This is a genomic window from Streptomyces sp. XY431, from assembly GCF_001279805.1.
Classification (GTDB): domain Bacteria; phylum Actinomycetota; class Actinomycetes; order Streptomycetales; family Streptomycetaceae; genus Kitasatospora; species Kitasatospora purpeofusca.
In genome coordinates this window covers 25680-48186 of record NZ_LGDO01000476.1, presented here as the reverse complement: position 1 = coordinate 48186, position 22507 = coordinate 25680, and the positions used below count along the sequence as shown (strand labels likewise).

21 protein-coding genes are annotated in these 22507 nt (G+C 75.2%); 11 read left to right on the top strand and 10 right to left on the bottom strand.

What is annotated here, in order from left to right; genetic code table 11:
* On the bottom strand, positions 1-1619 hold a 1619-nt coding region (locus ADK60_RS30380), incomplete at its 3' end, for a serine/threonine-protein kinase (protein WP_053650224.1).
* Positions 1620-1982: 363 nt separating this feature from the next.
* Between ADK60_RS30380 and ADK60_RS30375 the strand changes: the two genes are divergently transcribed.
* On the top strand, positions 1983-2675 hold the full coding sequence (locus ADK60_RS30375) for an HAD family hydrolase (RefSeq protein WP_053650222.1): 693 nt from the start codon (positions 1983-1985) through the stop codon (positions 2673-2675).
* Between the two features lie 34 nt (positions 2676-2709).
* Positions 2710-3159: an NUDIX domain-containing protein gene (locus tag ADK60_RS30370; RefSeq protein ID WP_045942131.1), complete on the top strand. Its 450-nt coding sequence runs from the start codon at positions 2710-2712 to the stop codon at positions 3157-3159.
* 98 nt (positions 3160-3257) lie between these two features.
* On the opposite strand, the gene ADK60_RS30365 is transcribed toward ADK60_RS30370, so the two are convergent.
* Positions 3258-4244: an aldo/keto reductase gene (locus ADK60_RS30365; protein WP_053650220.1), complete on the bottom strand. Its 987-nt coding sequence runs from the start codon at positions 4242-4244 to the stop codon at positions 3258-3260.
* A gap of 164 nt (positions 4245-4408) precedes the next feature.
* On the opposite strand from ADK60_RS30365, the gene imuA' reads away from it, so the two are divergent.
* The 4 genes from imuA' to ADK60_RS30345 all read left to right on the top strand — a co-directional run bounded on the left by imuA' (position 4409) and on the right by ADK60_RS30345 (position 11329).
* A complete protein-coding gene (gene imuA', locus ADK60_RS30360; RefSeq protein WP_159400657.1) occupies positions 4409-5152 on the top strand; it encodes a DnaE2-dependent mutagenesis accessory factor ImuA' in 744 nt (247 codons plus the stop codon).
* Positions 5153-5167: 15 nt separating this feature from the next.
* Entirely contained in the window at positions 5168-7141 is a 1974-nt protein-coding gene (locus ADK60_RS45965) for a DNA polymerase Y family protein (RefSeq protein ID WP_053650218.1), read from the top strand.
* Between the two features lie 81 nt (positions 7142-7222).
* Positions 7223-10537, top strand: a complete 3315-nt coding sequence (locus tag ADK60_RS30350) for an error-prone DNA polymerase (RefSeq protein WP_053650216.1) — start codon at positions 7223-7225, stop codon at positions 10535-10537.
* A gap of 33 nt (positions 10538-10570) precedes the next feature.
* Positions 10571-11329 (top strand): DUF4232 domain-containing protein, encoded by a 759-nt coding sequence (locus ADK60_RS30345; protein WP_079008806.1) that lies wholly within the window; start codon positions 10571-10573, stop codon positions 11327-11329.
* A gap of 248 nt (positions 11330-11577) precedes the next feature.
* Here the strand turns inward: ADK60_RS30345 and ADK60_RS30340 are convergent, their stop codons facing one another.
* Together ADK60_RS30340 and ADK60_RS30335 are read right to left on the bottom strand one after the other, a co-directional pair.
* On the bottom strand, positions 11578-12066 hold the full coding sequence (locus tag ADK60_RS30340) for a hypothetical protein (RefSeq protein WP_159400656.1): 489 nt from the start codon (positions 12064-12066) through the stop codon (positions 11578-11580).
* A gap of 89 nt (positions 12067-12155) precedes the next feature.
* Positions 12156-12986 carry a TIGR03084 family metal-binding protein gene (locus ADK60_RS30335; RefSeq protein WP_053650212.1) on the bottom strand — a complete coding sequence of 277 codons (831 nt, stop codon included), beginning with the start codon at positions 12984-12986 and terminating at the stop codon, positions 12156-12158.
* 178 nt (positions 12987-13164) lie between these two features.
* Here ADK60_RS30335 and ADK60_RS30330 point away from each other — a divergent pair, with 178 nt between their 5' ends.
* Positions 13165-14076, top strand: a complete 912-nt coding sequence (locus ADK60_RS30330; RefSeq protein ID WP_053650210.1) for a LuxR C-terminal-related transcriptional regulator — start codon at positions 13165-13167, stop codon at positions 14074-14076.
* An 18-nt stretch (positions 14077-14094) separates the two neighbouring features.
* On the opposite strand, the gene ADK60_RS30325 is transcribed toward ADK60_RS30330, so the two are convergent.
* Genes ADK60_RS30325 through ADK60_RS30315 form a run of 3 tightly spaced genes read right to left on the bottom strand, consistent with a single transcriptional unit; the run spans position 14095 to position 16880 of the window.
* Positions 14095-15627 (bottom strand): AMP-binding protein, encoded by a 1533-nt coding sequence (locus tag ADK60_RS30325; protein WP_053650208.1) that lies wholly within the window; start codon positions 15625-15627, stop codon positions 14095-14097.
* Positions 15628-15678: 51 nt separating this feature from the next.
* Positions 15679-16098 carry a MerR family transcriptional regulator gene (locus ADK60_RS30320; RefSeq protein ID WP_079008803.1) on the bottom strand — a complete coding sequence of 140 codons (420 nt, stop codon included), beginning with the start codon at positions 16096-16098 and terminating at the stop codon, positions 15679-15681.
* Positions 16095-16880, bottom strand: coding sequence for an SDR family NAD(P)-dependent oxidoreductase (locus ADK60_RS30315; RefSeq protein ID WP_053650203.1), 786 nt, complete (start codon positions 16878-16880; stop codon positions 16095-16097). Before ADK60_RS30315 ends, ADK60_RS30320 begins: the two co-directional genes overlap by 4 nt.
* 207 nt (positions 16881-17087) lie before the next feature.
* On the opposite strand from ADK60_RS30315, the gene ADK60_RS30310 reads away from it, so the two are divergent.
* Together ADK60_RS30310 and ADK60_RS30305 are read left to right on the top strand one after the other, a co-directional pair.
* Complete coding sequence (locus ADK60_RS30310; RefSeq protein ID WP_045942148.1) at positions 17088-17546, top strand: group II truncated hemoglobin; 459 nt, start codon at positions 17088-17090, stop codon at positions 17544-17546.
* 97 nt (positions 17547-17643) lie between these two features.
* Complete coding sequence (locus tag ADK60_RS30305) at positions 17644-18024, top strand: VOC family protein (RefSeq protein ID WP_045942149.1); 381 nt, start codon at positions 17644-17646, stop codon at positions 18022-18024.
* Between the two features lie 16 nt (positions 18025-18040).
* Here ADK60_RS30305 and ADK60_RS30300 read toward each other — a convergent pair whose 3' ends face one another.
* Complete coding sequence (locus ADK60_RS30300; protein WP_234371341.1) at positions 18041-18628, bottom strand: maleylpyruvate isomerase N-terminal domain-containing protein; 588 nt, start codon at positions 18626-18628, stop codon at positions 18041-18043.
* Positions 18629-18804: 176 nt separating this feature from the next.
* Here ADK60_RS30300 and ADK60_RS30295 point away from each other — a divergent pair, with 176 nt between their 5' ends.
* Complete coding sequence (locus ADK60_RS30295) at positions 18805-19479, top strand: NAD(P)-dependent oxidoreductase (protein WP_045942150.1); 675 nt, start codon at positions 18805-18807, stop codon at positions 19477-19479.
* A gap of 81 nt (positions 19480-19560) precedes the next feature.
* Here ADK60_RS30295 and ADK60_RS30290 read toward each other — a convergent pair whose 3' ends face one another.
* On the bottom strand, positions 19561-20343 hold the full coding sequence (locus tag ADK60_RS30290; protein WP_045942151.1) for a dioxygenase family protein: 783 nt from the start codon (positions 20341-20343) through the stop codon (positions 19561-19563).
* Positions 20344-20484: 141 nt separating this feature from the next.
* On the opposite strand from ADK60_RS30290, the gene ADK60_RS30285 reads away from it, so the two are divergent.
* Entirely contained in the window at positions 20485-21000 is a 516-nt protein-coding gene (locus ADK60_RS30285; RefSeq protein WP_045942152.1) for a MarR family winged helix-turn-helix transcriptional regulator, read from the top strand.
* A gap of 134 nt (positions 21001-21134) precedes the next feature.
* On the opposite strand, the gene ADK60_RS30280 is transcribed toward ADK60_RS30285, so the two are convergent.
* Positions 21135-22340 (bottom strand): RNA polymerase sigma factor, encoded by a 1206-nt coding sequence (locus tag ADK60_RS30280; protein ID WP_053650226.1) that lies wholly within the window; start codon positions 22338-22340, stop codon positions 21135-21137.
* Positions 22341-22507 lie beyond the last annotated feature (167 nt).

The window sequence follows — 22507 nt, the reverse complement described above, 5'->3', positions numbered from 1 at the left end:
CCGGAGGCGTTCGGCGCGGTGTCCCGGGCCGCGGGACCGCCCGTCGACCCGGTCGCCGGGCCCCCGGCGCCGCCGACGGCTCCGGCACCCGCTCCGGCACCCGATCCGCCCGCTGCCCCGCCCACCGCTCCGGCGCCGACACCGGCCCCGGTCTCGGGGAGCGGGGCGCCCGGCGTGCCGGGCGGGAGGGAGGCGGCGGGCGAAGGGGCGGCGGGGGAGGGCGAGGCCGCGCCCGGGTCGGCCGAGGCCGCCGGCGGCAGATCCGCCCGGACGGGGTCGCCCGTCGATCCCGCGGCCGCCGCCCCCGCCACGACGGCGGCCGGCTTCCCGTCCTGGTGCAGTACGACGGCCGTGCCGGCGGTGACGGCGCAGCACAGCACGGCCGCGCCCGTCACGAGCAGGGTCCGGCGACGGCTGCCGAAGAGCGCCGTCCGCCATCCGGCCGCGTGCTTCGGCGGGGCGACGGTCTCGACCAGGAGCAGCTCGCGCGCCGCGGTCCCGAGCGGATGGGACCCGGTCCCGACCAGGAGCGACCCGGTGCCGATCGACCCGGCCGGGTCGAACACCACCCGGCCGAGCGTCGTCGCTCCGGTGCCCCTGCCGGCCCCCGCGCCGGCCCGGGCACCCGTCCCCGTTGCCGCTCCCGTTCCCGTTCCCGTTCCGGTGGATCGGAGTACCGCCGCCGCTCCGGTCAACCGGACCGCGGCCGCTCCGGCCGCCGCGCCGCCCAGGGTTCCGGTGGGCGGCGGACCCGCGACCGGTTCCCCGGCCAGCGCCGCCCGGACGGCCGAGGCCATCGCGGCGGCGTCCGGCCAGCGCAGGGCCGGATCCTTCGCCATGGCCCCCTCGACCACGGCCCGGACCGGGGCCGGGACGTCCGCCGGCAGTGGCGGCACCGGGTCGGTCAGGTGCTTGAGGATCAGTTCGAGGGCGGTCTCGCCCTCGAACGGAAGCCGCCCGGTCAGGCACTCGTAGAGGACGACCCCGAGCGCGTACAGGTCCGCCGAGGCGGTGACCGTGCCGGTGGAGGCCTGTTCCGGCGCCTGGTAGGCGGCGGTGCCGAGCACCATCCCGGGCACGGTGAGCCGGGCGTCGCAGCCGGGGCGGGCGATGCCGAAGTCGGTGATGACCACGTGGCCGTCCCGGACCATCAGGTTGGCCGGCTTGATGTCCCGGTGGACGATGCCGGCCTCGTGCGCCGCCTGCAGCGCGGCCAGCACCTCCAGTGCCAGGCCCAGGGTCTCCAGGACGGTCAGCGGGCCGCGCCGCTCCAGTACCGTGCTCAGCGGCTCGCCGGTGATCAGTTCCATGACCAGGTAGGCGACCGGGCGGGTGGGGGGAGCCGTCGGCGCGCCCCAGGACGGCACGTCCTCGGCCGTCCGGCCGGGGCCGAAGTCGTGCACGCCGACGATGCCGGGGTGCCGCAACCGGGCCATCACCCGGGCCTCGTCGTGGAACCGCTCCGCGAAGCCGGGCTCGTCCAGCAGCGCGGGCTTCAGGATCTTGACAGCCACCCGGCGGTCGAGCACCTGGTCCTCGGCGAGCCAGACATCGCCCATCGAGCCGCCGCCGAGCCATTCGCCCAGCCGGTAGCGGTCACCGAGTGTGGTGCCACGCATGATTCTCCTCGACCTCGTTCCGTCGTCGCGTCCGCCGCCAGGGGGCCCGGGGTCGGGCCTCGGTCGCGCCGACCGACCCTGCCAGTCGGGAATAAACACCGACTTGGCGTGGGCACCGAAAGTTCCCTTTCGGGGGTACCCCGACGGCCCGTCAATGCCTCCGTGGACGGACGATGGCCACCCTATGCGTGGCGCTCTGTCGACATGTCACCAGGGCGAGGTCCCGGGCGGACGTGAGGCGGACATGCGGCGGACACGAGGCGGACACGAGGGGCCGCCCGGCGGGCCGGAAAATCCGAGGCGGGCGGGTGCGGTTCCGATTAGGGTCGCGGACGACCGGTCAGGTGATCCTCGGGGGCTTCGATGCAGCGCAACGGACAGGTACTCGTCTTCGACGCGGACGACACGCTGTGGGAGAACAACGTGCTGTTCGAGCGCGTCATCCACGACTACCTGGACTGGCTCCGGCACCCCACGCTCGACCGGGCCCAGCTGCGGGCCGTGCTCGACGACGTCCAGCGGGCCAACGCCGTCACCCACGGGTACGGCAGCCGGATGCTGCTGCGCAGTCTCGGCGACTGCGTCGAGAAGCTGCGCGGCAGGCCCGCCACCGGCCAGGAGCTGGCCGAGATCGAGGAGCTGGCCGCCGTCCTGGCCGACCACCGGGTGGAGCTCGTCCCGGACGTCGCCGAGACCCTCGCCGTCCTCGGCGGCCGGCACACCCTGCTGATGCTGACCAAGGGCAACCCGGAGGAGCAGCGGCGCAAGATCGACGCCTCCCGGCTGGCGCACCACTTCCGGGCGATCGAGATCGTCGAGGAGAAGGACACCGCGACCTACCGGGGCTTCGTGGCGGCGCACGGCCTCACCCCCGCCGGCAGCTGGATGATCGGCAACTCGCCGAAGTCGGACATCCTGCCGGCGCGGGCCGTGGGCATGAACGCCGTCTTCATCCCCAACGACCACACCTGGGTGCTCGAACACAGCGAGCTGGACCCGGCCGACGAGGCGGTGCTGCACCTGCGCACCTTCCGCGAGCTGCTCGACCACTTCTGATTCCGACCGTGCCCGACACCGGAGGAACCACCGGATGAACCCCGCCCCGACCGGACGCCCCGCCGAACGGGCGCTCACCGCCCCCACGGTGTCCTGCGTCTTCGTCTGCCACGACGGCAACGGCCGCATCCTGCTGGCCCGGCGCAGCGCCGGCGCCCGGGACGAGCCGGGCACCTGGGACACCGGGGCGGGGGCCCTGGAGCACGGCGAGTCCTTCGAGTCGGCCGTGCGGCGCGAGGTCCTGGAGGAGTACGGCACCGAGGCCCTGACGGTCGAGACCCTGGGCGTGCGCAACATCCTGCGCGGCGACCCGGTCTCGCACTGGGTCGCGGTCCTGTTCGCCGTCGAGGTGGACCCCGCGCGGGTCGTCATCGGCGAGCCGCACAAGTTCGACGCCCTCGACTGGTTCGCCCCGGACGACCTGCCCGAGCCCCGGCACTCCCAACTCGCGGAGACCCTCGCCCACTTCGCGGCCGCCCGCTGACCGGCCGCCCGCTGACCGACCGGCCGCCCGCCGACCGGCCGCCCGCTGACCGGGGGCCGCCGACCGAGGGGCCGGGGCCCGGCTCTTCGAAGGGTCGGTCAGTTGTTGACGAAGGTGAGGCTGGCCGCGTCGTAGCGGGTACCCGCGACCTGCCCGGCCGGTGCGGCGGCCTCGATGGCGGCGAGGTCCTCGGGGGACAGTTCGACGCCCAGGGCCGCGAGGTTCTCCTCCAGGTAGCGCTGCCGCCGGGTGCCGGGGATCGGCACCACGTCCTCGCCCCGGTGCTGCACCCAGGCCAGCGCGAGCTGGCCGGTGGTGACCCCCTTCGCCGAGGCCAGTTCCTCCAGCTTCGCGACGATCGCCAGGTTCCGTTCGAGGTTGCCGTCGGTGAAGCGGGGCTGGCTGCGCCGTACATCGGTCTCGGCGAGCCCCTCCACCGAGCTGTACCGGCCGGTCAGGAAGCCGCGTCCGAGCGGGGAGAACGGGACCAGGCCGATGCCGAGTTCGCGGCAGAGCGGGGCGGTCTCCGCCTCCAGGTCGCGGGTCCACAGCGACCACTCGCTCTGCAGCGCGGCGATCGGGTGCACCGCGTGCGCCCGCCGGACGGTGTGCGCGGCCGCCTCCGACAGCCCGAGGTGGCGCACCTTCCCGGCCCGTACCAGCTCGGCCATGGCGCCGACGGTCTCCTCGATCGGTACCCGCGGATCGACCCGGTGCTGGTAGTAGAGGTCGATGTGGTCGACCCCGAGCCGGCACAGCGAGGCCTCGCACGCCTGCCGCACATAGGCGGCGTCGCCGCGGATCAGGGTGGGCTCGCCCAGACGGTTGGCGAAGCCGAACTTGGTGGCGATCACCACCTCGTCGCGCCGCCCGGCGACGGCCCGGCCGATCAGCTCCTCGTTGTGCCCGGCGCCGTAGAAGTCGGCGGTGTCCAGCAGGGTCACCCCGAGGTCGAGCGCGCGGTGCAGCGTCGCGATCGACTGCGCGTCGTCCGAGGCGCCGTAGCCGTGGCTCATGCCCATGCACCCCAGACCCTGCGCGGAGACCGTCAGGCTGCCCAGGTTCCGGGTGGGGATGTCGGTCATGTTGCTGCCTCCTGAGCTCGGGATTCGTCTGTCCCGGACGCTAGGCGTTGGAGTGCACTCGAAGTCAACCGGACCCTTGCTGCCAGGGGTGGTCACGGAGGGTGACGGATGGGGTGGGGGATTCGGACTTGAATCTTTGCGAACAGATGTTCGATCCTGGGGGTGTGCCCGTTATCGAATCTGTTTTCGAATCCATCGTCGAGCGGCAGCCCGCGCTCCGGCCGGTGGCGTCGCCCGCCGCCCCCGGGCGGGGGCTGCTGCCGGTGGTCCCCGCCCTGCGCGGGGTGCTGCCGGAGGGCGGGCTGAGGCGGGGGACGGCGGTGTCGGTGGCCGGCGGGGACGCCGGGCTGCTGCTGGCGCTGGCCGCCGGGGTGCGGGAGACCGACGGCGGATGGGCGGCGGCGGTCGGGCTGCCCGACCTCGGACTGGCCGCGGCCGCCGGGTACGGACTGGACCTGCGACGGCTGCTGGTGGCCGACGACCCCGGCCCGCACTGGGCCGAGGTGGTGTCGGTGCTGGCCGGTGCCGTCGAACTGATCATGCTGCGCCCGGACGGCCCGGTCCCGCCGAACCTGGCCGCCCGCCTGGCCGCCGTCCTGCGGCGCAGCGGCTGCGTGCTGCTGGTGGCCGGGCCGTGGCCGGGGGCCGGACTGCGGCTGGGGGTGCGGTCCGGACGCTGGTTCGGGCTGGGGGACGGGCACGGGCAGCTCACCGGACGGCAGGTGGAGGTGGTGGCCGAGGGGCGCGGCTCGGCGGTGCGAGGGCGGGCGGCCAGGCTCTGGCTGCCGGACGCGCACGGCGCGGTGCGGGCCGTGGAGGAGACGGTCGGCGCGGGGACGGTGGACATGGTGGGGGAGGACGCGGTGGCGGGACCCGGTACGGGTCTCGACCGCATGGCGGTGGTGTGAGATGAGTGGTGCGAGGTGACCGGCGGAGAGGTCGCCGGCCTCACCGGGGCGAGTGGCGCGGTCACCCCCCGGGTGCTGGTGGTGTGGTGTCCGGACTGGCCGGTGGTGGCCGTCGAACGTCCGGGGGAGGACCGGGACGCCCCGGTGGCGGTGGTCGAGGGCGGCCGGGTGCTGGCCTGTTCGGCGGCGGCCCGGGTGGCCGGGGTGCGGCAGGGGCAGCGGCTCAAGCTGGCCCAGCGGCTCTGCCCGGCGCTGGAGCTGCGGGACCGGGACCCGGAGGCGGAGGCCCGGCGGTTCGAACCGGTGGCCGCCGCGGTGGAGGCGTTCACCCCTCGGGTGGAGGTGCTGCGCCCGGGGCTGTGCGCGATCCCGGTGAAGGGGCCGGCCCGCTACTTCGGCGGGGAGGAGGCCCTGGCGGCGAAGGTCCGGGCGGCGGTCACGGCTGCCCTGGCGGTGTCGGCGGAGGTGGTTGCGGAGGTCGTGACGGCGGCGGTCGTCGGGCCCCAGGAGCAGCCGGCGGACGCGGAGGTGGAGGCGGAGGCGAACGCGGCGAGGGGCCGTGACGGCCTGGCCGAGGTGGTTCCCCTGCGTCCGGCCGCCCCTGCCGCTCCCGCGCACCCCGCCGATGCCGAGCGGGCCGGGGCCCGGCGGCGGACGGCCGGGGTGGAGGAGCTGTTCTCTGCCGCGCCGCCCGCCCGGGACGGCGCCCGGGGCGGTTTCGCGCGCCCGCCCGCCTATCCGTCGGCGCCCCCGTCGCAACCGGCGCCCGGAACACCCGGAACACCCGGAGCGCCTGCGGCTCCCGAGGTCGTGCCGCCCCTCGGCCTGGTCGGGGTGGCCGACGGCCTGTTCGCCGCCGTGCTCGCCGCCCGGGCCGGGGTGCTGGTCCCCGCCGGGCGGACGGCGGAGTTCCTCGCGCCCTACCCGGTGACCGCGCTCGGTGACGCCGGGCTGGCCGAACTGCTGGACCGGCTGGGCCTGCCCACGGTCGGGGCGTTCGCCGCGCTGCCCGCCGAGTCGGTGGCCGACCGCTTCGGCCCGACCGGTACGACGGCGCACCGGCTGGCCCGGGGGCTCCAGCCGCGCCCGCTGGCGCCGCGCACCGAGGGGCCGGACCTCTCCGTCGAGCAGCGCTTCGATCCGCCCGAGCCGCTCGCCGAACCGCTGGTGTTCGTCGCCCGGACCCTGGCCGAGCGGCTGCACCAGCAACTCGCCGGGGCGGGGCTGACCTGCCAGCGGGTCGCCGTCGAGGTGGTGTGTGCCGACGGGCGGACGGTCGCCCGGCTCTGGCGGCACGAGGGCCGGCTCTCGGCGACGGCGCTCGCCGAACGGGTCCGCTGGCAGCTCCAGGCCTGGCAGAGCACCGGCACGTTCGACCGCCCCGGGGAGAGCCCGCTCGGGGCGGGCCCCGAGCCGGGCGGCTTCACCGCGCTGCGCCTCGTCCCCGACGACCTCACCCCCGACCAGGGTCGCCAACTCGCCCTCTGGGGGCAGGCGGTGGCCGACGACCGGGTGGAGCGCGCGGTGGCCCGGGTACAGGCGGTGCTCGGGCATGCCGGACTGCGCCGGATCGAGCCGGCCGGCGGACGGGGGCCGGACGACCAGGTGGTCCGGGTGCCGTGGGGCGAGCCGTACGACCCGGCGGTGCCCACCGACGCACCGTGGCCGGGCCGGGTCGGCGGGCAGCGGGACGTCTGGCCGTCCGTCGTGCACCGGGTCCCGGTGCCGGCGACGGTCCTGGACGCGGACGGGCGGGCGGTGACGGTGGACGGCCGGGCGGGGGTGTCGGCCCGGCCGGCCATCGTGGCGGTGCGTGGGCGGGAACTGCCGGTGGAGGGCTGGACCGGCCCCTGGCCGGCGGTCGAGTACTGGTGGGACCAGGCCCGGGCCCGCCGCCGGGCCCGGTTCCAGGTGACGGTGGCGGACGGGCGGGCGCTGCTGCTCACGGTGGAGGGGGGCGCCTGGTTCGTGGAGGCCGGGTACGACTGACGGCCCGGGCGACGCGGGCCGTCCGAGCGGGGCCGAGCGGGGGGACCGGAGAACGAACGAGAGATCGAAGGCACCACCCCGATGGGATTCACCAGCCATCCCTCCGTCCCCTGGAGCGAGTTGCACCGGCGCATGACCGCCGGTGCCGGCGGCGCTGTCGTGCCGCTGCGCCCGGGCCCGACCGCGAAGGCCGCCGGCCCCGCCGCTCCCACGCCTCCGGCCGACCCCACGCCTCCAGACAACCCCACGCGTCCGGCCGAACCTGGCGGTGCCTCCGCCGGGCCCGCCTGGGCCGAGCTGCACGTCCACTCCGCCTTCAGCTTCCTGGACGGCGCCAGCGACCCCGAGGCGCTGGTCGCCGAGGCCGCCCGACTGGAGGTCGAGGCACTCGCGCTCACCGACCACGACGGCCTCTACGGCGTGGTCAGGTTCGCCGAGGCGGCTCGGGGCACGGGTGTGGCGACCGTCTTCGGCGCGGAATTGACGATCCGCCAGGACATGGGCGACGGGGTCGAGCACCTGCTCGTACTGGCCCGCGACCCCGAGGGCTACCGCCGCCTCTCCGCCGTCATCGGTGCGGCCCAACTCGCGGGCGGGGCCAAGGGGAACCCGGTCTACGACTTCGCCGCCCTGGCCGAGGCGCACGGCGGCCACTGGGCGGTGCTCACCGGATGCCGCCTCGGCCGCGTCCCGGCCGCCCTGGCCGCCGCGGCCGCGGCGGATCACGACAGCACCACCGCCCCCGACCCCGAGTACCAACTCCGCACCCTCGCCGAGGCCTTCGGTCGCGACAACGTCCACGTCGAGCTGATCGACCAGTGGCTCCCCGGCGACGATCTGCGCAACGACGCCCTCGCCGCGCTCGCCGCCCGGCTGCGCCTGACCGCCGTCGCCTCCACCAACGCCCACCACGCGAGCCCCGCCCAGGGCCGCCTGGCCCAGGGTCTGGCCGCCCTGCACGACCGCCGCACCCTCGCCGGGGCGGCGGGCTGGACGCGGGCCGCCGGTACCGCCCACCTGCGCTCCGGCCGTGAGATGGCGGCCCGGCTGGCCCGCTTCCCCGGTGTCCGGGAGGCGACCGTGGACCTCGCCCGCGCCTGCGCCTTCGACTTCGCGACCCTGGACCCGGGGCTGCCCGGCTACCCCGTCCCGCCCGGCCGGACCGAGATCGGCCATCTCCGCGCGCTGGTCGCCGAGGGCGGCCCGACCCGGTTCGGACCGGCGAACGGTCCGGCCCGCCGCCAACTCGCCCGCGAGCTGGACGTCATCGAGGACCTCGACCTGGCCGGCTACTTCCTGATCGTCCACGACATCGTCGACTTCTGCCGCCGCGAGGACATCTGGTGCCAGGGGCGCGGCTCGGCGGCGAACTCGGCGGTCTGCTTCGCGCTCGGGATCACCGCCGTCGACCCGGTGCACTACAAGCTGCTCTTCGAACGCTTTCTCTCCACCGCCCGGGACGGGCCGCCGGACATCGATCTGGACATCGAGAACCGCCGCCGCGAGGAGGTCATCCAGTACGTCTACCGCCGGTACGGGCGCGAGCACGCCGCCCAGGTGGCCAATGTGATCACCTACCGGCCCCGGCTGGCGCTGCGCGACGCCGCCCGGGTGCTCGGCTACCCGCAGGGGCAGGTCGACGCGTTCAGCCGACAGGCGGACTTCCGCTCGCCGCCCGGCGAGGACACCGTCATCCCCGCCGACGTGCTCTCGCTGGCCGGCCAACTCCACGGACTGCCGCGCCACTTGGGTATCCACTCGGGCGGCATGGTGCTCACCGGGGAGCCGATCGCCGAGATCTGCCCGACCGAGTGGGCCCGGATGCCGGGGCGGTCCGTGCTGCAGTGGGACAAGGAGTCGGTGGCCGGCGCCGGGCTGGTCAAGATCGACCTGCTCGGCCTCGGCATGCTCGCCGCGCTGCACGACACCTGCGACCTGGTCGCCCGCCACCACGGCCGGCACTACGACCTGGCGACCATCCCGGACGACGACGCGGGCGTGTACGCGATGCTGCGGCGGGCTGACACGGTCGGGGTGTTCCAGGTCGAGTCGCGGGCCCAGATGGCCACCCTGCCCCGCCTCAAGCCGGACCACTTCTACGACCTGGTGGTGGAGGTCGCGCTGATCCGGCCCGGCCCGATCCAGGGCGGCTCCGTCCACCCCTACCTGCGCCGCCGCGCCGGGGTGGAGCCGGCCGGCTGCCCGCACCCGCTGATGGAGAACGCGCTCGGCAAGACCCTCGGGGTGCCGCTGTTCCAGGAGCAGATGATGCAACTCGCCATCGACTGTGCCGGGTTCACCCCCGCCGAGGCGGACCGGCTGCGCCAGGCGATGGGCGCCAAGCGCTCCCACGAACGGGTCGCCCGGCTGCGGGAACGGCTGCTGGAGGGCATGGCCGAGCGCGGTATCCCGCAGGAGGTGGCGGAGGACGTCTATGTGAAGATCGAGGCCTTCTCCAACTACGGCTTCCCGGAGAGCCACGCGATCAGCTTCGCCTACCTGGTGTACGCCAGCGCCTGGCTCAAGTACCACTATCCGGCGGCTTTCACCTGCGCCCTGCTGGCCAACCAGCCGATGGGCTTCTACTCGCCGCTCAGTCTGATCTCGGACGCCCGGCGGCACGGCGTGCGGGTGCGCGGGGTGGACGTCAACGCCAGCGGCCCCGCGCCCACCCTGGAGCCGTACCGGGGGCCGACGCCCGCGCCGCCGCTGACCGCGGGCCTGCCGCAGCCCGCGATCCGGCTCGGCCTGGACACCGTGCGCGGCATCGGCACCGCGCAGGCCGAGGCGATCGCGGCCGGGCGCCCGTACGCGGACCTGGAGGACTTCGCCCGCCGGACCGGTCTGCCGGCGCCGGGCCTGGAGGCGCTGGCCGCGGCGGGCGCGTTCGGCTGTTTCGGGCTCGGACGGCGGCAGGCGCTCTGGGCGGCGGGCGCGTTCGCGGGCGTCTCGGCGGACCTCATCCCGGGCACGACGCCCGGCACCGAGGCGCCGGACCTGCCCGCGATGACCCCGATCGAGGAGACCATCGCCGACCTCTGGGCCACCGGGACGTCCGCGAGCAGCCATCCGCTCCAGCATCTGCGCGCCCACCTGGACCGCGGCGGCGCACTCCCGGCGGAGCGGCTCCCGGACGTGCCGGACGGGACGGCGGTGGTGGTCGGCGGCCTGGTCACCCACCGGCAGCGGCCGCCGACGGCGGGCGGGGTGCTCTTCCTCAGCCTGGAGGACGAGACCGGTCTGATCAATGTGATCTGCAGCCGGCCGGTCTGGGAGTCCCAGCGTCGTACCGCCCTCGACCGGGCCGGACTGCTGGTCCACGGGCACATCGAACGGGACCGGGGCGCCACCAATCTGGTCGCCACCCGGCTCGCCCCGCTGCGGATCGGGCTGTGACGCGCCGGATTCGTTCGTGCCATGATCGTCCCCATGGAATCGACGCCGTCGCCGACCCCACCCCCGCCCACCGTCCGCTCCCGGACCTCCGCCCGGGCGGGGCTGCTGCTCGCGGCCGGCCTGCTCGCGACGGCCGGATGCGGCAGTACCCCGGCGACCGGGGCGGGCGGGGGAGCGCCCACCCCCGCGCGCACCATCGGCGACGCGCCCCTCGCGGTCACGCCGACCTCCGCGGTCACGCCGACTCCCGCGGTCACGCCGACCCCCGCACCCGCCGTGAGCAGCGGATCCACCCCGGGGCCCGTCCGGGCGGTGCCCCTGCCGGGTTCCGCGCCGACCGCCACCCCGGCCCCGCCGCTCGTCTGCTCCCCCGAGGGCGTCGCCCTGACCGTCGGCGAGGCCGAGGCCGCGATGGGCCTGCGGGTGATGCCGGTCCGGCTGACCAACTGCGGCACCCGCCCCTACAGCCTCAACGGCCACCCTGCCGTCCGGGTCCTGGACGCCGAACGCGCCCCGCTCGCCGTCACCGTCAAGCACGGCTCGGCCGGCATCGCCACCCTGGCGAACTTCGACGCGGCCCCGAAGCCGCTGACCCTGCAGCCCCGGGAGTACGCCGAGTTCCAGCTGGTCTGGCGCAACACCGTGACCGCGGGCAACAAGGCTCCCGACAACGGCCGTTACCTCGACATCGCCCCGCTCCCCGGCCGCCCCCGGCTGACCGTCCCGGCCGACCTCGACCTCGGCACCACCGGCCGGCTCGGCGTCGCCCCCTGGTCCGTGCCCGCGGGGTAGTCCCCAACACCCCCGCCCGCCGGGCGACATGACAGCACTGATCCTGCGCGACGGCGGGAAATGACCGCGTGCGGGTGACCGGCGCGGCGCAGTCGTGGGGGTGCCTGCGCCGCGCCGGGGTTCACGGGGGCCCGGCGGCCGGACCCGACCGGTCGGAGGGCGAGCCGGTCGGAGGACGAGCCGGTCGGAGGGCGAGCCGGTCGGAGGACGAGCCGGTCGGAGGACGAGCCGGTCGGAAAGCGGCCCGGTCAGAAGGCGGGCTGGTCATTGAGCTCGACGATCTTCAGATCGCGCAGCCGCACGGTGTACCAGACCTCCTGGCTGCCGCCCCCGTCCCAGAACTCGGTGAGCCGGACGGAGGCGTAGCCGTACTCCTCCTTCACCTGCTGGACGGACCAGTCCACCGGGACGTTCTGGGCGCGGAACACCGGATCGGCGTCGTGCTGCCGCGCCCAGACGTCCAGCCGGCGGTCGAGGGCCGGGACGAGGAAGCGCTCGCGCACCTCGGAGGGCTGCTCGCCGCTGGTCTCCAGCACCGCCCGTCGGTACTCCTCGAAGAAGGTGACCACCTGGTGTGCGGCCGGCGTCCCCGCCCGCACCTCGGCCGTCGCGACCGCCGCGGCCGGTCCCGGGGGCAGCGCGAACGCGGCCTGGGCGGAGCCGGCCAGGAGGCCGCCGACGGCGAGCAGGGCGACGGCGCCGGCCAGGGCGGTGCGCCTCGGGTTCATTCGCTTCATGGCGGGATTCCATCATTCGCCGACGAACTCTGTATATCGCTGGAACGTGTGGTTTACCGTTCGAGCGAGCGTATTTGACGAATCATCTACTAAAGCGAGAATCCGCTCTGCCGCCCCTTTCCGGGCGGTCCCGCGAAGGCCTGGGCGATCGGCAGCCAGGCCGTCGCCACCTCGCCGACGGCGGTCAGCGCGAGGTCGTCCCGGTGCCGCCGCTGGGTGACCAGCAGGCAGAAGTCCAGGGCCCGACCGTCCACCCGGTCCGCCGCCCCCTCCGGGCCCCAGGTCCACAACCCGCCGTCGGGTGCCGTCAGTTCGACCCGCACCGGGGCCTGGGGGGCGGGCAGTCCGTGCACCGTGAACGCGAACCCCATGGTCCGCACGCCCAGGTGCGCGACGTGCCGCAGCCGGGCGCTCGGCTCCCGGACGGCGCCCAGCGCGTCCGCGACGTCCTGCCCGTGCGCCCAGGTCTCCATCAGCCGGGCGGTGGCCATCGAGGGGGCCTTCATCGGCGGCCCCAGCCACGGCAGCGTGGTCCCGGCCGGCACCTCCGCGAGGGCCTCCGCGAGCCGCTCCCGACCGGCCCGCCAACGGGTCAGCAGCGCGGCCGGCTCCTCGGCGGCCCCGCGCGCGGCGCCGTCCTCGACCGGGTCCGCCCCGGCCGCCAGCAGCTCGCCGAAGATCCGGCCGGAGTCCGCGACGAAGGCCCCGGGGTCGCGCGCGGCCAGCTCGGACCAGTCGTCCGTCCAGGCCAGGTGGGCGATCTGATGGGCCACCGTCCAGCCCGGCGCGGGTGTGTCCAGCGCCCAGCCGTCCGGCTCGAGCCCGGCGACGAGCCCGTCCAGCACCTCGCTCTCGGCCCGCAGGTCGGCCAGCAGCCCGGTCAGCACGGACGACTGCCCGGGAACGTTCGGGTCCGTCATGGATCTCCCTCTCGCAAGCTCGGAAACCTGGAACACACCGCGGCGCGCCACCCTTGGTGACCCGCCGGTAACCTCGCGCCCGCACCCTACGCCGCCCGGCGGCCCCGTACCCGGAACTCCACCGAACCCGCGCTCCGGACCCCTCCCCACGGGCGGGAGCCCGTGTGACAATCGCGCGGTGACGACCGCCCCGACCGCCCCGGGCCCGCCGACAAGTGGCCCGCCGACGAGCGGTGCGCCGAGGAGCGGTGCGCCCGCGCCGAACGGCCCCGCCGCGCCGGACGGCCTCCCCGCGCCGGACGACCTCGCCGCCCGGGCCGCTGCGCTGGTCCGGGACGCCGTGCTCGGCGACCTCGCCCGCCGGGTGGTCGCCGACTGCGGCGCCGACGTCGGCCTGGTCGGCGTGCCGGACCCGGAGGTGGCCGGACCGGGCGCCGAGGGCATGGTGCTTCGCCACTGGGCCGGTACCCGGGCGGAACTGCTGCACGGCCTCGCCGTGCCGGCCGGCACCGGCCTCGGCGGCCGGGCGCTGGCCGAGCGGGCGCCCAGCTGGGTGCCCGACTACCGCGCCGCCACCACCATCTCGCACCACTACGACGCCGCCGTCACCGCCGAGGACCTCTACGCGATGCTCACCGTGCCGCTGCTCCACCACGGCGCGGTGCACGGCGTGGTGTACGCCTCGCTGCGCGCGGTGGTGCCGTTCGGGGACGTCCGGATCGGCGCGGTGACCAGGCTCGCCGAGGCCGCCACCAGGGCCCTGGCCGGGGCCGCCGCCTGGTGCGGAGCGCCGGCCGCCGACCCCGCGCCGCGAGGACCGGGACCGCGCGCCCGGCCCGCCCGGCCCGCCCCGTTCGTCCCGTCGCCCGCCCCGCCGGCGGCCCCGCCGCTCACCCGGCTGCTCACCCGGCGCGAGCACGAGGTGCTCCGCTGGGCGGCGACCGGCCGGACCAACCCGGAGATCGCCGCCCAGCTCGGCCTCACCTGCAACACGGTGACGGGCTACCTGAAGAGCGCCATGCACAAGCTCGGCGTCCGCAACCGCACCGAACTCGCGCTCGCCGCCCGGGAGTCCGGGCTACTGGACTGAACGAAGCTCAGGGGCCGGTCAGTTGACGCGGCGCTCGCGCCCCGCCCAGTACGGCTCACGGAGCCGGAACTTCTGCAGCTTCCCGGTGGTCGTCCGCGGCAGCGACTCCCGGAACTCCACCGAGGTGGGCGACTTGTACCCGGCCAGCCGCTGCTTGCAGTGCGCGATGAGGTCCGCCTCGCCGACCTCGCTGCCCGGCTTCAGCACCACCAGGGCCTTGACCGTCTCGCCCCACTTGGCGTCCGGTACGCCGATCACCGCGGCCTCGGCCACCGCCGGGTGGTCGTAGAGGCAGTCCTCCACCTCGATCGAGGAGACGTTCTCCCCGCCGCTGATGATGACGTCCTTCTTCCGGTCCGAGATGGTCAGGTAGCCGTCGGTCAGGGTGCCGCCGTCGCCGGTGTGGAACCAGCCGTCCCGGACCGCCTCGGTGGTGGCCTCCGGCTGCTGCCAGTAGCCCTCCAGGACGACGTTGGAGCGGACCAGCACCTCGCCCTGCTCGTCCACCCGCACCTGGTTGCCGAGGGCCGGGGCGCCGGCCTGCACCAGCTTCTCGGCCCGCCGCTCGGCGGGCAGTTCGTCCCACTCGGCACGGGTGCGGTTGACCGTCACCACCGGCGAGGTCTCGGTCAGGCCGTAGATCTGCATGAACTCCCAGCCGAGTTCGGACTCCATCCGCTGCACCACCGAGGTGGGCGGCGGCGCGCCGGCCACCACCATCCGCACCCGGTCCCGGCCGGGGACCGGCCCCTCCCACTCGGCCGCCGCGTCCAGCACCATCTGCACCACGGCGGGCGCGCCGCACAGGAAGGTCACGCCGTGCCGCTCGACCCGGCGCAGGATCTCCGCGCCGTCGACCTTCCGCAGCACCACGTGCCGGGCGCCCAGCCCGGTGAGCGAGAACGGCAGGCCCCAGCCGTTGGCGTGGAACATCGGCAGGGTGTGCAGGTAGACGTCCCGGTCGCTCGCCCCGAAGTGCAGGGCCATCAGGTTCGCGTTCAGCCAGATGTTGCGGTGGGTGAGCTGAACGCCCTTGGGGCGCGCGGTGGTTCCGCTGGTGTAGTTGACGGTGGCGGTGTCGTTCTCGTCGATCGGGTACCGGCGGGGCGCGTGCTCGAAGTCGTACAGCAGCCGGTCGCTGTCCGCGCCGATCACGAACTTGTGCTTGGCGGCCACCCCGGCCAGCGGCTCGGCCAGCTCCGGGTCGACCAGCAGCACCGAGGCGCCGCTCTGTTCGACGATGTACGACACCTCCTCCGCCTTGAGGCGGAAGTTCACCGGCACCAGCACCCGGCCGTGCCCGCTGACACCGAACATCGAGGTGAGCAGCCGCGCCGAGTTGTGCGACACGACCGCCACCCGCTCGCCGGGGCCGACCCCGAGCCGGTCCAGCCCGGCCGCCTGCGCCCGGGCCAGCTCGGCCACCCGTCGATAGGTCAGATCGCCCCAGGATTCGGCCGGTTGCGCCGATTCGTCGACGATGCCGACCCGGTCGCCGTAGACCAGCTCGGCCCGGTCGAGGAAGTCCATCACGGAGAGTGGAATCTGCATGCGCCCACTGTCCTCCGCCCACCGCCCCCTGCACACCCCCGATCGGGGGTGTCACCCGGAAGGGGTCGGGGCCACCCCGGTAGCGGCCGCGGCGGCCTCGGCACCGGCGATCGCCGCGGCGAGCCGGTCCCGGGTCTCGGCCTGGGCGGCGATCCGGCGTTCCAGTACCGCCAGCCGGTCCCGGGCGATCCGCAGTGCGCCGGCCGACGGCGGTCCGAACGCCTCCTGGTCCAGGCACCCGAGGAACGGCCGGACGTCCTCCAGGGTGAACCCGGCCTCCAGCAGCGAGCGGATGTTGCGCACCCGGGTCACCGCCGACTCCTCGTACACCCGGTAGCCGTTGGCGGCCCGCCCGGAGCCGATCAGTCCGGCCTGCTCGTAGTGCCGCAGCGCCCGGGCGGTGGTCCCCGTCGCCCGTGCCAGCTCGCCGATCCGCACCCGTGCGGCCCCCGTCCTTCCCCCGGCGCTCATCCGACCACGGCGCCCCCGTCCACCGGCAAGACTACGCCGGTGACGAAGGAGGCCTGCGGCGCGGCGAGTTGCGTGACGGCCCAGGCCACCTCGGCGGCCTCGCCGATCCGGCCCAGTGGGGTGTGCGCGAGCTGCCAGGCCCGCAGCGCCGCCCGCTGCTCGGGGCCGATCCCGGCGTGCTCGGCGATGGGTGTCCCGATCGCGCCGGGTGCCACGGCCACCACCCGGATGCCGCGCGGGGCCAGTTCCACCGCCCAGCTGCGGGTCAGGGTGTCGACGGCGGCCTTGCTCGCGGCGTAGACGGAGTTGCTGGGCCAGCCGCGCAGGCCGACGGCCGTGCTGACGTTGACGATCACGCCCCGGCTGTCGGTGAGCGCGGGCAGCGCGGCCTGGGTCAGCAGGACGGGAGCCGTCAGATTGGTGGCCAGCAGCGCGCCGACGCCCTCCGGGGTGTAGCTGCCGAGCGTCGCGTGCGGGGCGATGCCTGCGTTGTTGACCAGGACGTCCAGTCGGCCGAACCGTTCCAGCGCGGCCCGGACGATCGCCTCCGGGCCGTCCGGCGCCGTGACGTCGGCGACCAGTGGCACGATCCGCCCCGGTGCCCGCTCCGCCGTCCCCGCCAGCGGTTCGGCCCGCCGCCCGACCGCCACCACCCGCACCCCCGGGTCCTGCTCGGCGAAGGCCCACGCGGTCGCCCGCCCGATCCCGGTCCCCGCGCCGGTGACCACCACCACCCGTCCTCGCTGTGCCACAGCCCCGTCCGTTCCCGTCGTTCCGTTCATGCCCGCAAGCCTGCGACCCTGACGCCGGTGGCAAGGTCAAGCGCCGTTCCGTGAACGGCGGGGTCCTGGGGGTGGGCGTGAGCCGGAGCGGGGGCTTCCTCTTGGTGAGCCGGCGGCGAACAGGGGCCGTGGGGGAGGCGCGGCCTCCGTTCCGCTGCTAGGAAGGGCGGCAGGACCGCAAGGACATCCGCACGGGGAGAAACACCGATGACCGACCACCGTTCCGACGGCCTCTACGACGCGATCGGGGGCCTCGACGCCCTCCGGAGACTGAGCAACACCTTCTACCAGGGTGTGCTCGCCGACCCCCTGCTCGCGCCGGTCTTCGCCGACTTCACGCCCACTCACATCGAGCACGTCGCCGTCTGGCTGGCCGAGATCTTCGACGGGCCGGACCGCTTCACCACCGACCTCGGAGGCCACCAGTCCCTGCTCCGCGCCCACCTCGGCCTCGCCATCACCGAGGAGCAGCGCACCCGGTGGATGGAGCTGATGGCCGAGGCCGTGCACAAGGAGCTCCCCGAGGGCGAACTGCTGCGCCGGCGTGTCCTGGAGTACTTCGACTGGGGCACCCGGATCGCCAAGGACGTCTCGGCCTCGCCGGCCGGCACCGACCTCGGGGACCCGGGCCCCACCCCGCGCTGGGGCTGGGAGGGCCTCAAGTAGGCCCCGGAAGCAGGCTCCCCGGAGCCGGCCGCCGGACACCGCCGGCGGCCGCGAAACCCGGTTGGACGAGACGGGTCCGACGGGTCACAGTGGGCGCATGGCTTCTCTTGTGCAACATGTGACGTTCGACTGCGCCGACCCCCACACCCTCGCCGTGTTCTGGGCGGAGGTGCTGGACGGTGCCCTGGGCGAGGACGACGTCCCCGGCGACCCGGAGATCGAGGTCAACTCGGAGGGCGTCTCCCTGCTCTTCATCCGGGTCGAGGAGGGCAAGGAGGTCAAGAACCGGGTCCACCTCGACCTCGTGCCGAAGGACCGCACCCGGGACGAGGAGGTGGAGCGCCTGATCGCCCTGGGCGCGAAGCCGTTCGAGGACCACCGCCGGCCCGACGGCGCGGGCTGGGTGACCCTCACCGACATCGAGGGCAACGAGCTCTGCGTGGTGCGCAGCGCCGCCGAGCGGGCCGCCACCGCCTGAGCGGCCGACACAACGGCTATTCGACGGCCGCCCGCCAGGTCCACGAGGTCCGGCGCGGGCGGCCGTCGAGCTCGCCCCGGCCGGTGCACCAGAGCAGTACGTCCACCGGCGCCCCGGCCGGTGCGTCGGGGAAGAGCCGGGCGAGCACCGCCGCCGCGAGCCGCTCCGGGGGCCGCCAGTCCAGGCCCAGCCCGAGGGTGATGTCATGGGTGTGCAGCAGGGTCTCGGCGACGCCCATCGCGGCGAAACCGGCCGGGTCGCACGGCCCGTAGTGCCAGGCCCGCAGTTCGGGCGGCGCCGCGTCCAGGGCGGTGGCCAGCAGCTGCGCGGCGGCCGTGACCACCGTGAGCACCTCGGCCGGTCCGGCGTCCGGGTGCACCGTGAGGTCCAGCGGCAGATAGCGGTCGGTGGGCCGGGCGGCGAGCTGTCCCGCGTAGGCGAGCAGGTCGTGGGCGATGTGGGCGGCGGTGTCCCGGCAGCTCCACTCCAGCGGCCCGGCGGGCGCGTCCCAGTCCGCGCCGCTTACTGCTGCGGGCCCCAGCACGGCCGTCGCCCCGCCGAGCGCGGCCCGGACGTCGGCGCCGTTCATCCGATGGTCGGTCATCGCCCCACCGTCTCATGCCCCCACTGCCGCCGGGGTCTCACCACCACTGCCTCACGCGCCTCACCCACCCCGCGTGTCCACGGGGTCCGCACCCGCCCCGGGTGCTACTGCTGGCCCCGGATCCCCACCCGGTCGGCGAGGAACTGGTCCGGCCCCGGAGAACAGGCAGGTACCCCATGGCCAGCATCGCCGTGTTCGGCGCCAACGGCACCGTCGGCAGCGCCGTCCTCGCGGAGGCCGCCGCGCGCGGCCACCGGGTGACGGCCGTCGTCCGGGACCCGTCCCGCTTCGACGTCGCCCGTCACGCCGGCCCGGTCCGGCCGGGCGGGGTGACCGTCGTGGCCGGCGACGTGCTCGACCCGGCGGACGTGGCCGGGGTCGCGGCCGGACAGGACGTCCTGGTGAGCGCGGTGGGCGGCGGCGACGGCCCGGGGCACCTGACGCTGATCGGCCCGGCGGCCCGTGCGCTGGTCGAGGGGCTGCGCGAACTCGGCGGCGGGGCACCCCGGTTGATCGTGGTCGGCGGCGCGGGCAGCCTGGAGACCGCGCCCGGCGTCCGGGTCTGGGACGCCCCGGGGCTGCCGGAGCAGGTGCGGCAGATCATGCACGCGCACGGCGAGGCCCTGGACTACCTCCGGACGGTGGCGGACGTGCGCTGGACGGTGCTCAGTCCGGCCGCCCGGCTCGGGCCGGGGGAGCGCACCGGCCGGTACCGCACCGGGTTGGAGCAACTCCTCACCGACGCCCGGGGGGAGAGCCGGATCTCGGTGCCGGACTACGCGCTCGTGCTCGTCGACGAGATCGAGCAGCCCGAGCACATCGGCGAGCGCTTCACCTGCTGCGCCCTGTGACCGGCGCGCCCCGCGCCTGCCCGCCCCGCACCTGGCCGCGCCCGCACGTGCTCGCCCCGCTCCTGCCCGCGCCCGGCCGGGTCAGCCGACCTGGATCGAGCGCTTCGCCAGGCCCATCCAGAAGCCGTCGATCACGGTGCGCTGGCGGCCCAGTTCACCTTCGGCGGCACCGAGGGTGACGAACAGCGGGGCGAAGTGCTCGGTCCGGGGGTGGGCGAGCCGGCCGGCCGGCGCCTTCTCCTCGAAGTCGAGCAGCGCGTCGAGGTCCTGGGCCTCCAGCGCCCGCCGGCCCCAGTCGTCGAACTCGGCCATCACCGAGGTGATCCGGCCGTCGCGGCTGAGTGCCCGAAGGTTGTGGGTGAAGAAGCCGCTGCCGACGATCAGCACGCCCTCGTCGCGCAGCGGGGCGAGCCGGCGGCCGATCTCCAGCAGCCGCTGCGGGTCGAGGGTCGGCATGGAGACCTGGAGGACGGGGATGTCGGCCTCCGGGAACATCTCCACCAGCGGGACGTAGGCGCCGTGGTCGAGGCCCCGGTCGGGGATGTCCTGGACCGGGGTGCCGGGGGCGCGCAGCAGCTTCCGCACCCGGTCGGCGAGCTCCGGTGCGCCGGGGGCGGCGTACTGGACGCGGTAGTAGTGCTCGGGGAAGCCCCAGAAGTCGTACACGAGTGGCACGGTGGTGACGGCGCCGAGTGCGAGCGGGGCCTCCTCCCAGTGCGCGGACACCATCAGGATCGCCCTGGGCCGGGGCAGGTCGGCGGACCAGGCGGCCAGCTGACCGGGCCAGACGGGGTCGTCGGCGAGCGGCGGCGCGCCGTGCGACAGGTAGAGGGCGGGCATGCGGCCGGTTGCGGCGGTACTCATGGCGGTTCTTCTCCTCCGGCCCTCGGGGTGCTCGGGGCGCTCCGTGGAAGGCGGTCCGGGCAGGTAGTTCAAATTTGAACTCTGCACGGATTCGACCGTACACCTTCGTTCGAATTTGAACAATAGGAGTACGATCACCCCATGCCCTCCACCTCGTCCGCACCTTCGGCGCCCCCCTCCGCCGCCTCCCCGTACGAGCCCCGGTGGCTCGACGAGGAGGAGATGGCTGCCTGGCGGAGCTTCGTCACCGCGAGCAACCTCCTCAACCGCCGCCTGGAACGCCAGCTCAAGGAGGATTCCGGTCTCTCCCACACCCAGTACGAGATCCTCGTCCACCTCTCCGCCGCCCCGGCCGGCTCGCTGCGCATGACCGAACTGGCGGACAAGCTCGTCACCTCCAAGAGCGGTCTGACCTACCAGGTCACCCAGTTGGAGAAGATGGGGCTGGTCGGCCGGCGCTCCTGCCCGAGCGATGTGCGCGGCGTCTTCGCCGAACTCACCGAGCAGGGCCGGGAGATGCTGCGGGAGGCCGCCCCCGGCCATGTCGCGCTGGTCCGCGAACTGCTGATCGACGTGCTCAGCCGGGAGCAGCTCGCCGTCCTCGCCGACGGCCTCGGCCAGGTCAGCGCCCGCCTCCGTCTCGACGACGCCCTCTGAGCCGGGCGGCGCTCCCCGGACCGTCCGCGAGTCGTCCGCCCTTCGAGCCGCCGGGTCCCGAGGACACCCCCGTCGTCCTCGGTACCCGGCTTCCGCCACGCCCCGTCCCGCCCTGCTCGTGACCGGTCCCACCCTCAGCCCTCGGCCGGGGCCGCCTCCGTCGCACGGGCGAGCAGCAGCTCCCGCTCCCGTTCGTTACGGGTCAGCCCCGCCGCCCGCTCGAACTCCGCCCGCGCCTCCGTCCCCCGACCCAGCCGGGCCAGCAGGTCCCCGCGGACGCTGGGCAGCAGGTGGTACCCGCGCAGCGCCGGCTCCTCGGCCAACGCGTCCACCACCTCCAGCGCGACCGCCGGACCCTCGGCCATCGACAGCGCCACGGCCCGGTTGAGCTCGACCACCGGGGACGGGGTCAGCGCCATCAGCCGCCGGTAGAGGGCGGCGATGGTGTGCCAGTCGGTGTCCTCGTAGCGCGGGGCCCGCGCATGGCAGGCGGCGATCGCGGCCTGGACCGAGTACGGGCCGGTGCCCGCCCGCAGCAGGGCGGCGAGCCCGCGCCGGATCAGCAGCCGGTCCCAGCGGGCCCGGTTCTGGTCGGCGAGCAGCACGGGTCGGCCGTCGGGGCCGGTGCGGGCCGCCGTCCGGGAGGCCTGGAGCTCCAGCAGCGCCGCCAGCCCGTGCGCCTCGGGCTCCCCGGGCATCAGCGCGGCCAGGACCCGGGCGAGGCGCAGCGCGTCCTCGCAGAGCGCCGGCCGCAGCAGGTCGTCCCCGGCGGTGGCCGAGTACCCCTCGTTGAAGATCAGATAGATGACCTCCAGGACGGAGGAGAGCCGGGCCGCCCGCTCCGCCCCGTACGGGACCTCGAACGGTATCCGGGCCTGCGCCAGCGTCCGCTTGGCGCGGACGATCCGCTGCGCGACTGTCGGCTCCGAGGAGAGCACGGCCCGGGCGATCTCCGCGGTGGTGAGCCCGCCGAGCAGCCGCAGCGTCAGCGCGATCCGGGCCTCGGCGGACAGCACCGGGTGGCAGACGGTGAAGATCAGCCGCAGCAGGTCGTCGTCGATGTCGTCCGGCCCGGCCGGCTCGGGCGGCGGGACGTCCTCCAGCGCCCGCCCGACCTCGGCGAGCTTGCGGGCGTACGTCTCCCGGCGGCGGACCAGGTCGACCGCGCGGTGCTTGGCGGTGGCCATGAGCCAGGCGCCCGGACGGTCCGGGACGCCCGAGTCGGGCCACTGCTCCAGGGCGGCGACCAGCGCGTCCTGCGCCAGCTCCTCGGCGATGCCGACGTCGCGCACGATCCGGGTGACCCCCGCGATGATCCGGGCGGACTCGATCCTGAACACGGCCTCGACCGTCCTGGCCGTGTCCGTCCTGGCCGTGTCGGTCCTGGCCGTGCCCGTCCCGGCGGCGGCCGTCCCGGCGGGCTCCACCGCCGGGGTCTCCGTCGCACCCGCGTCGCGCTCCGTCACGATCACCCATCAGAGCAGCCGCCGCCCGAGGGGGCAAACCG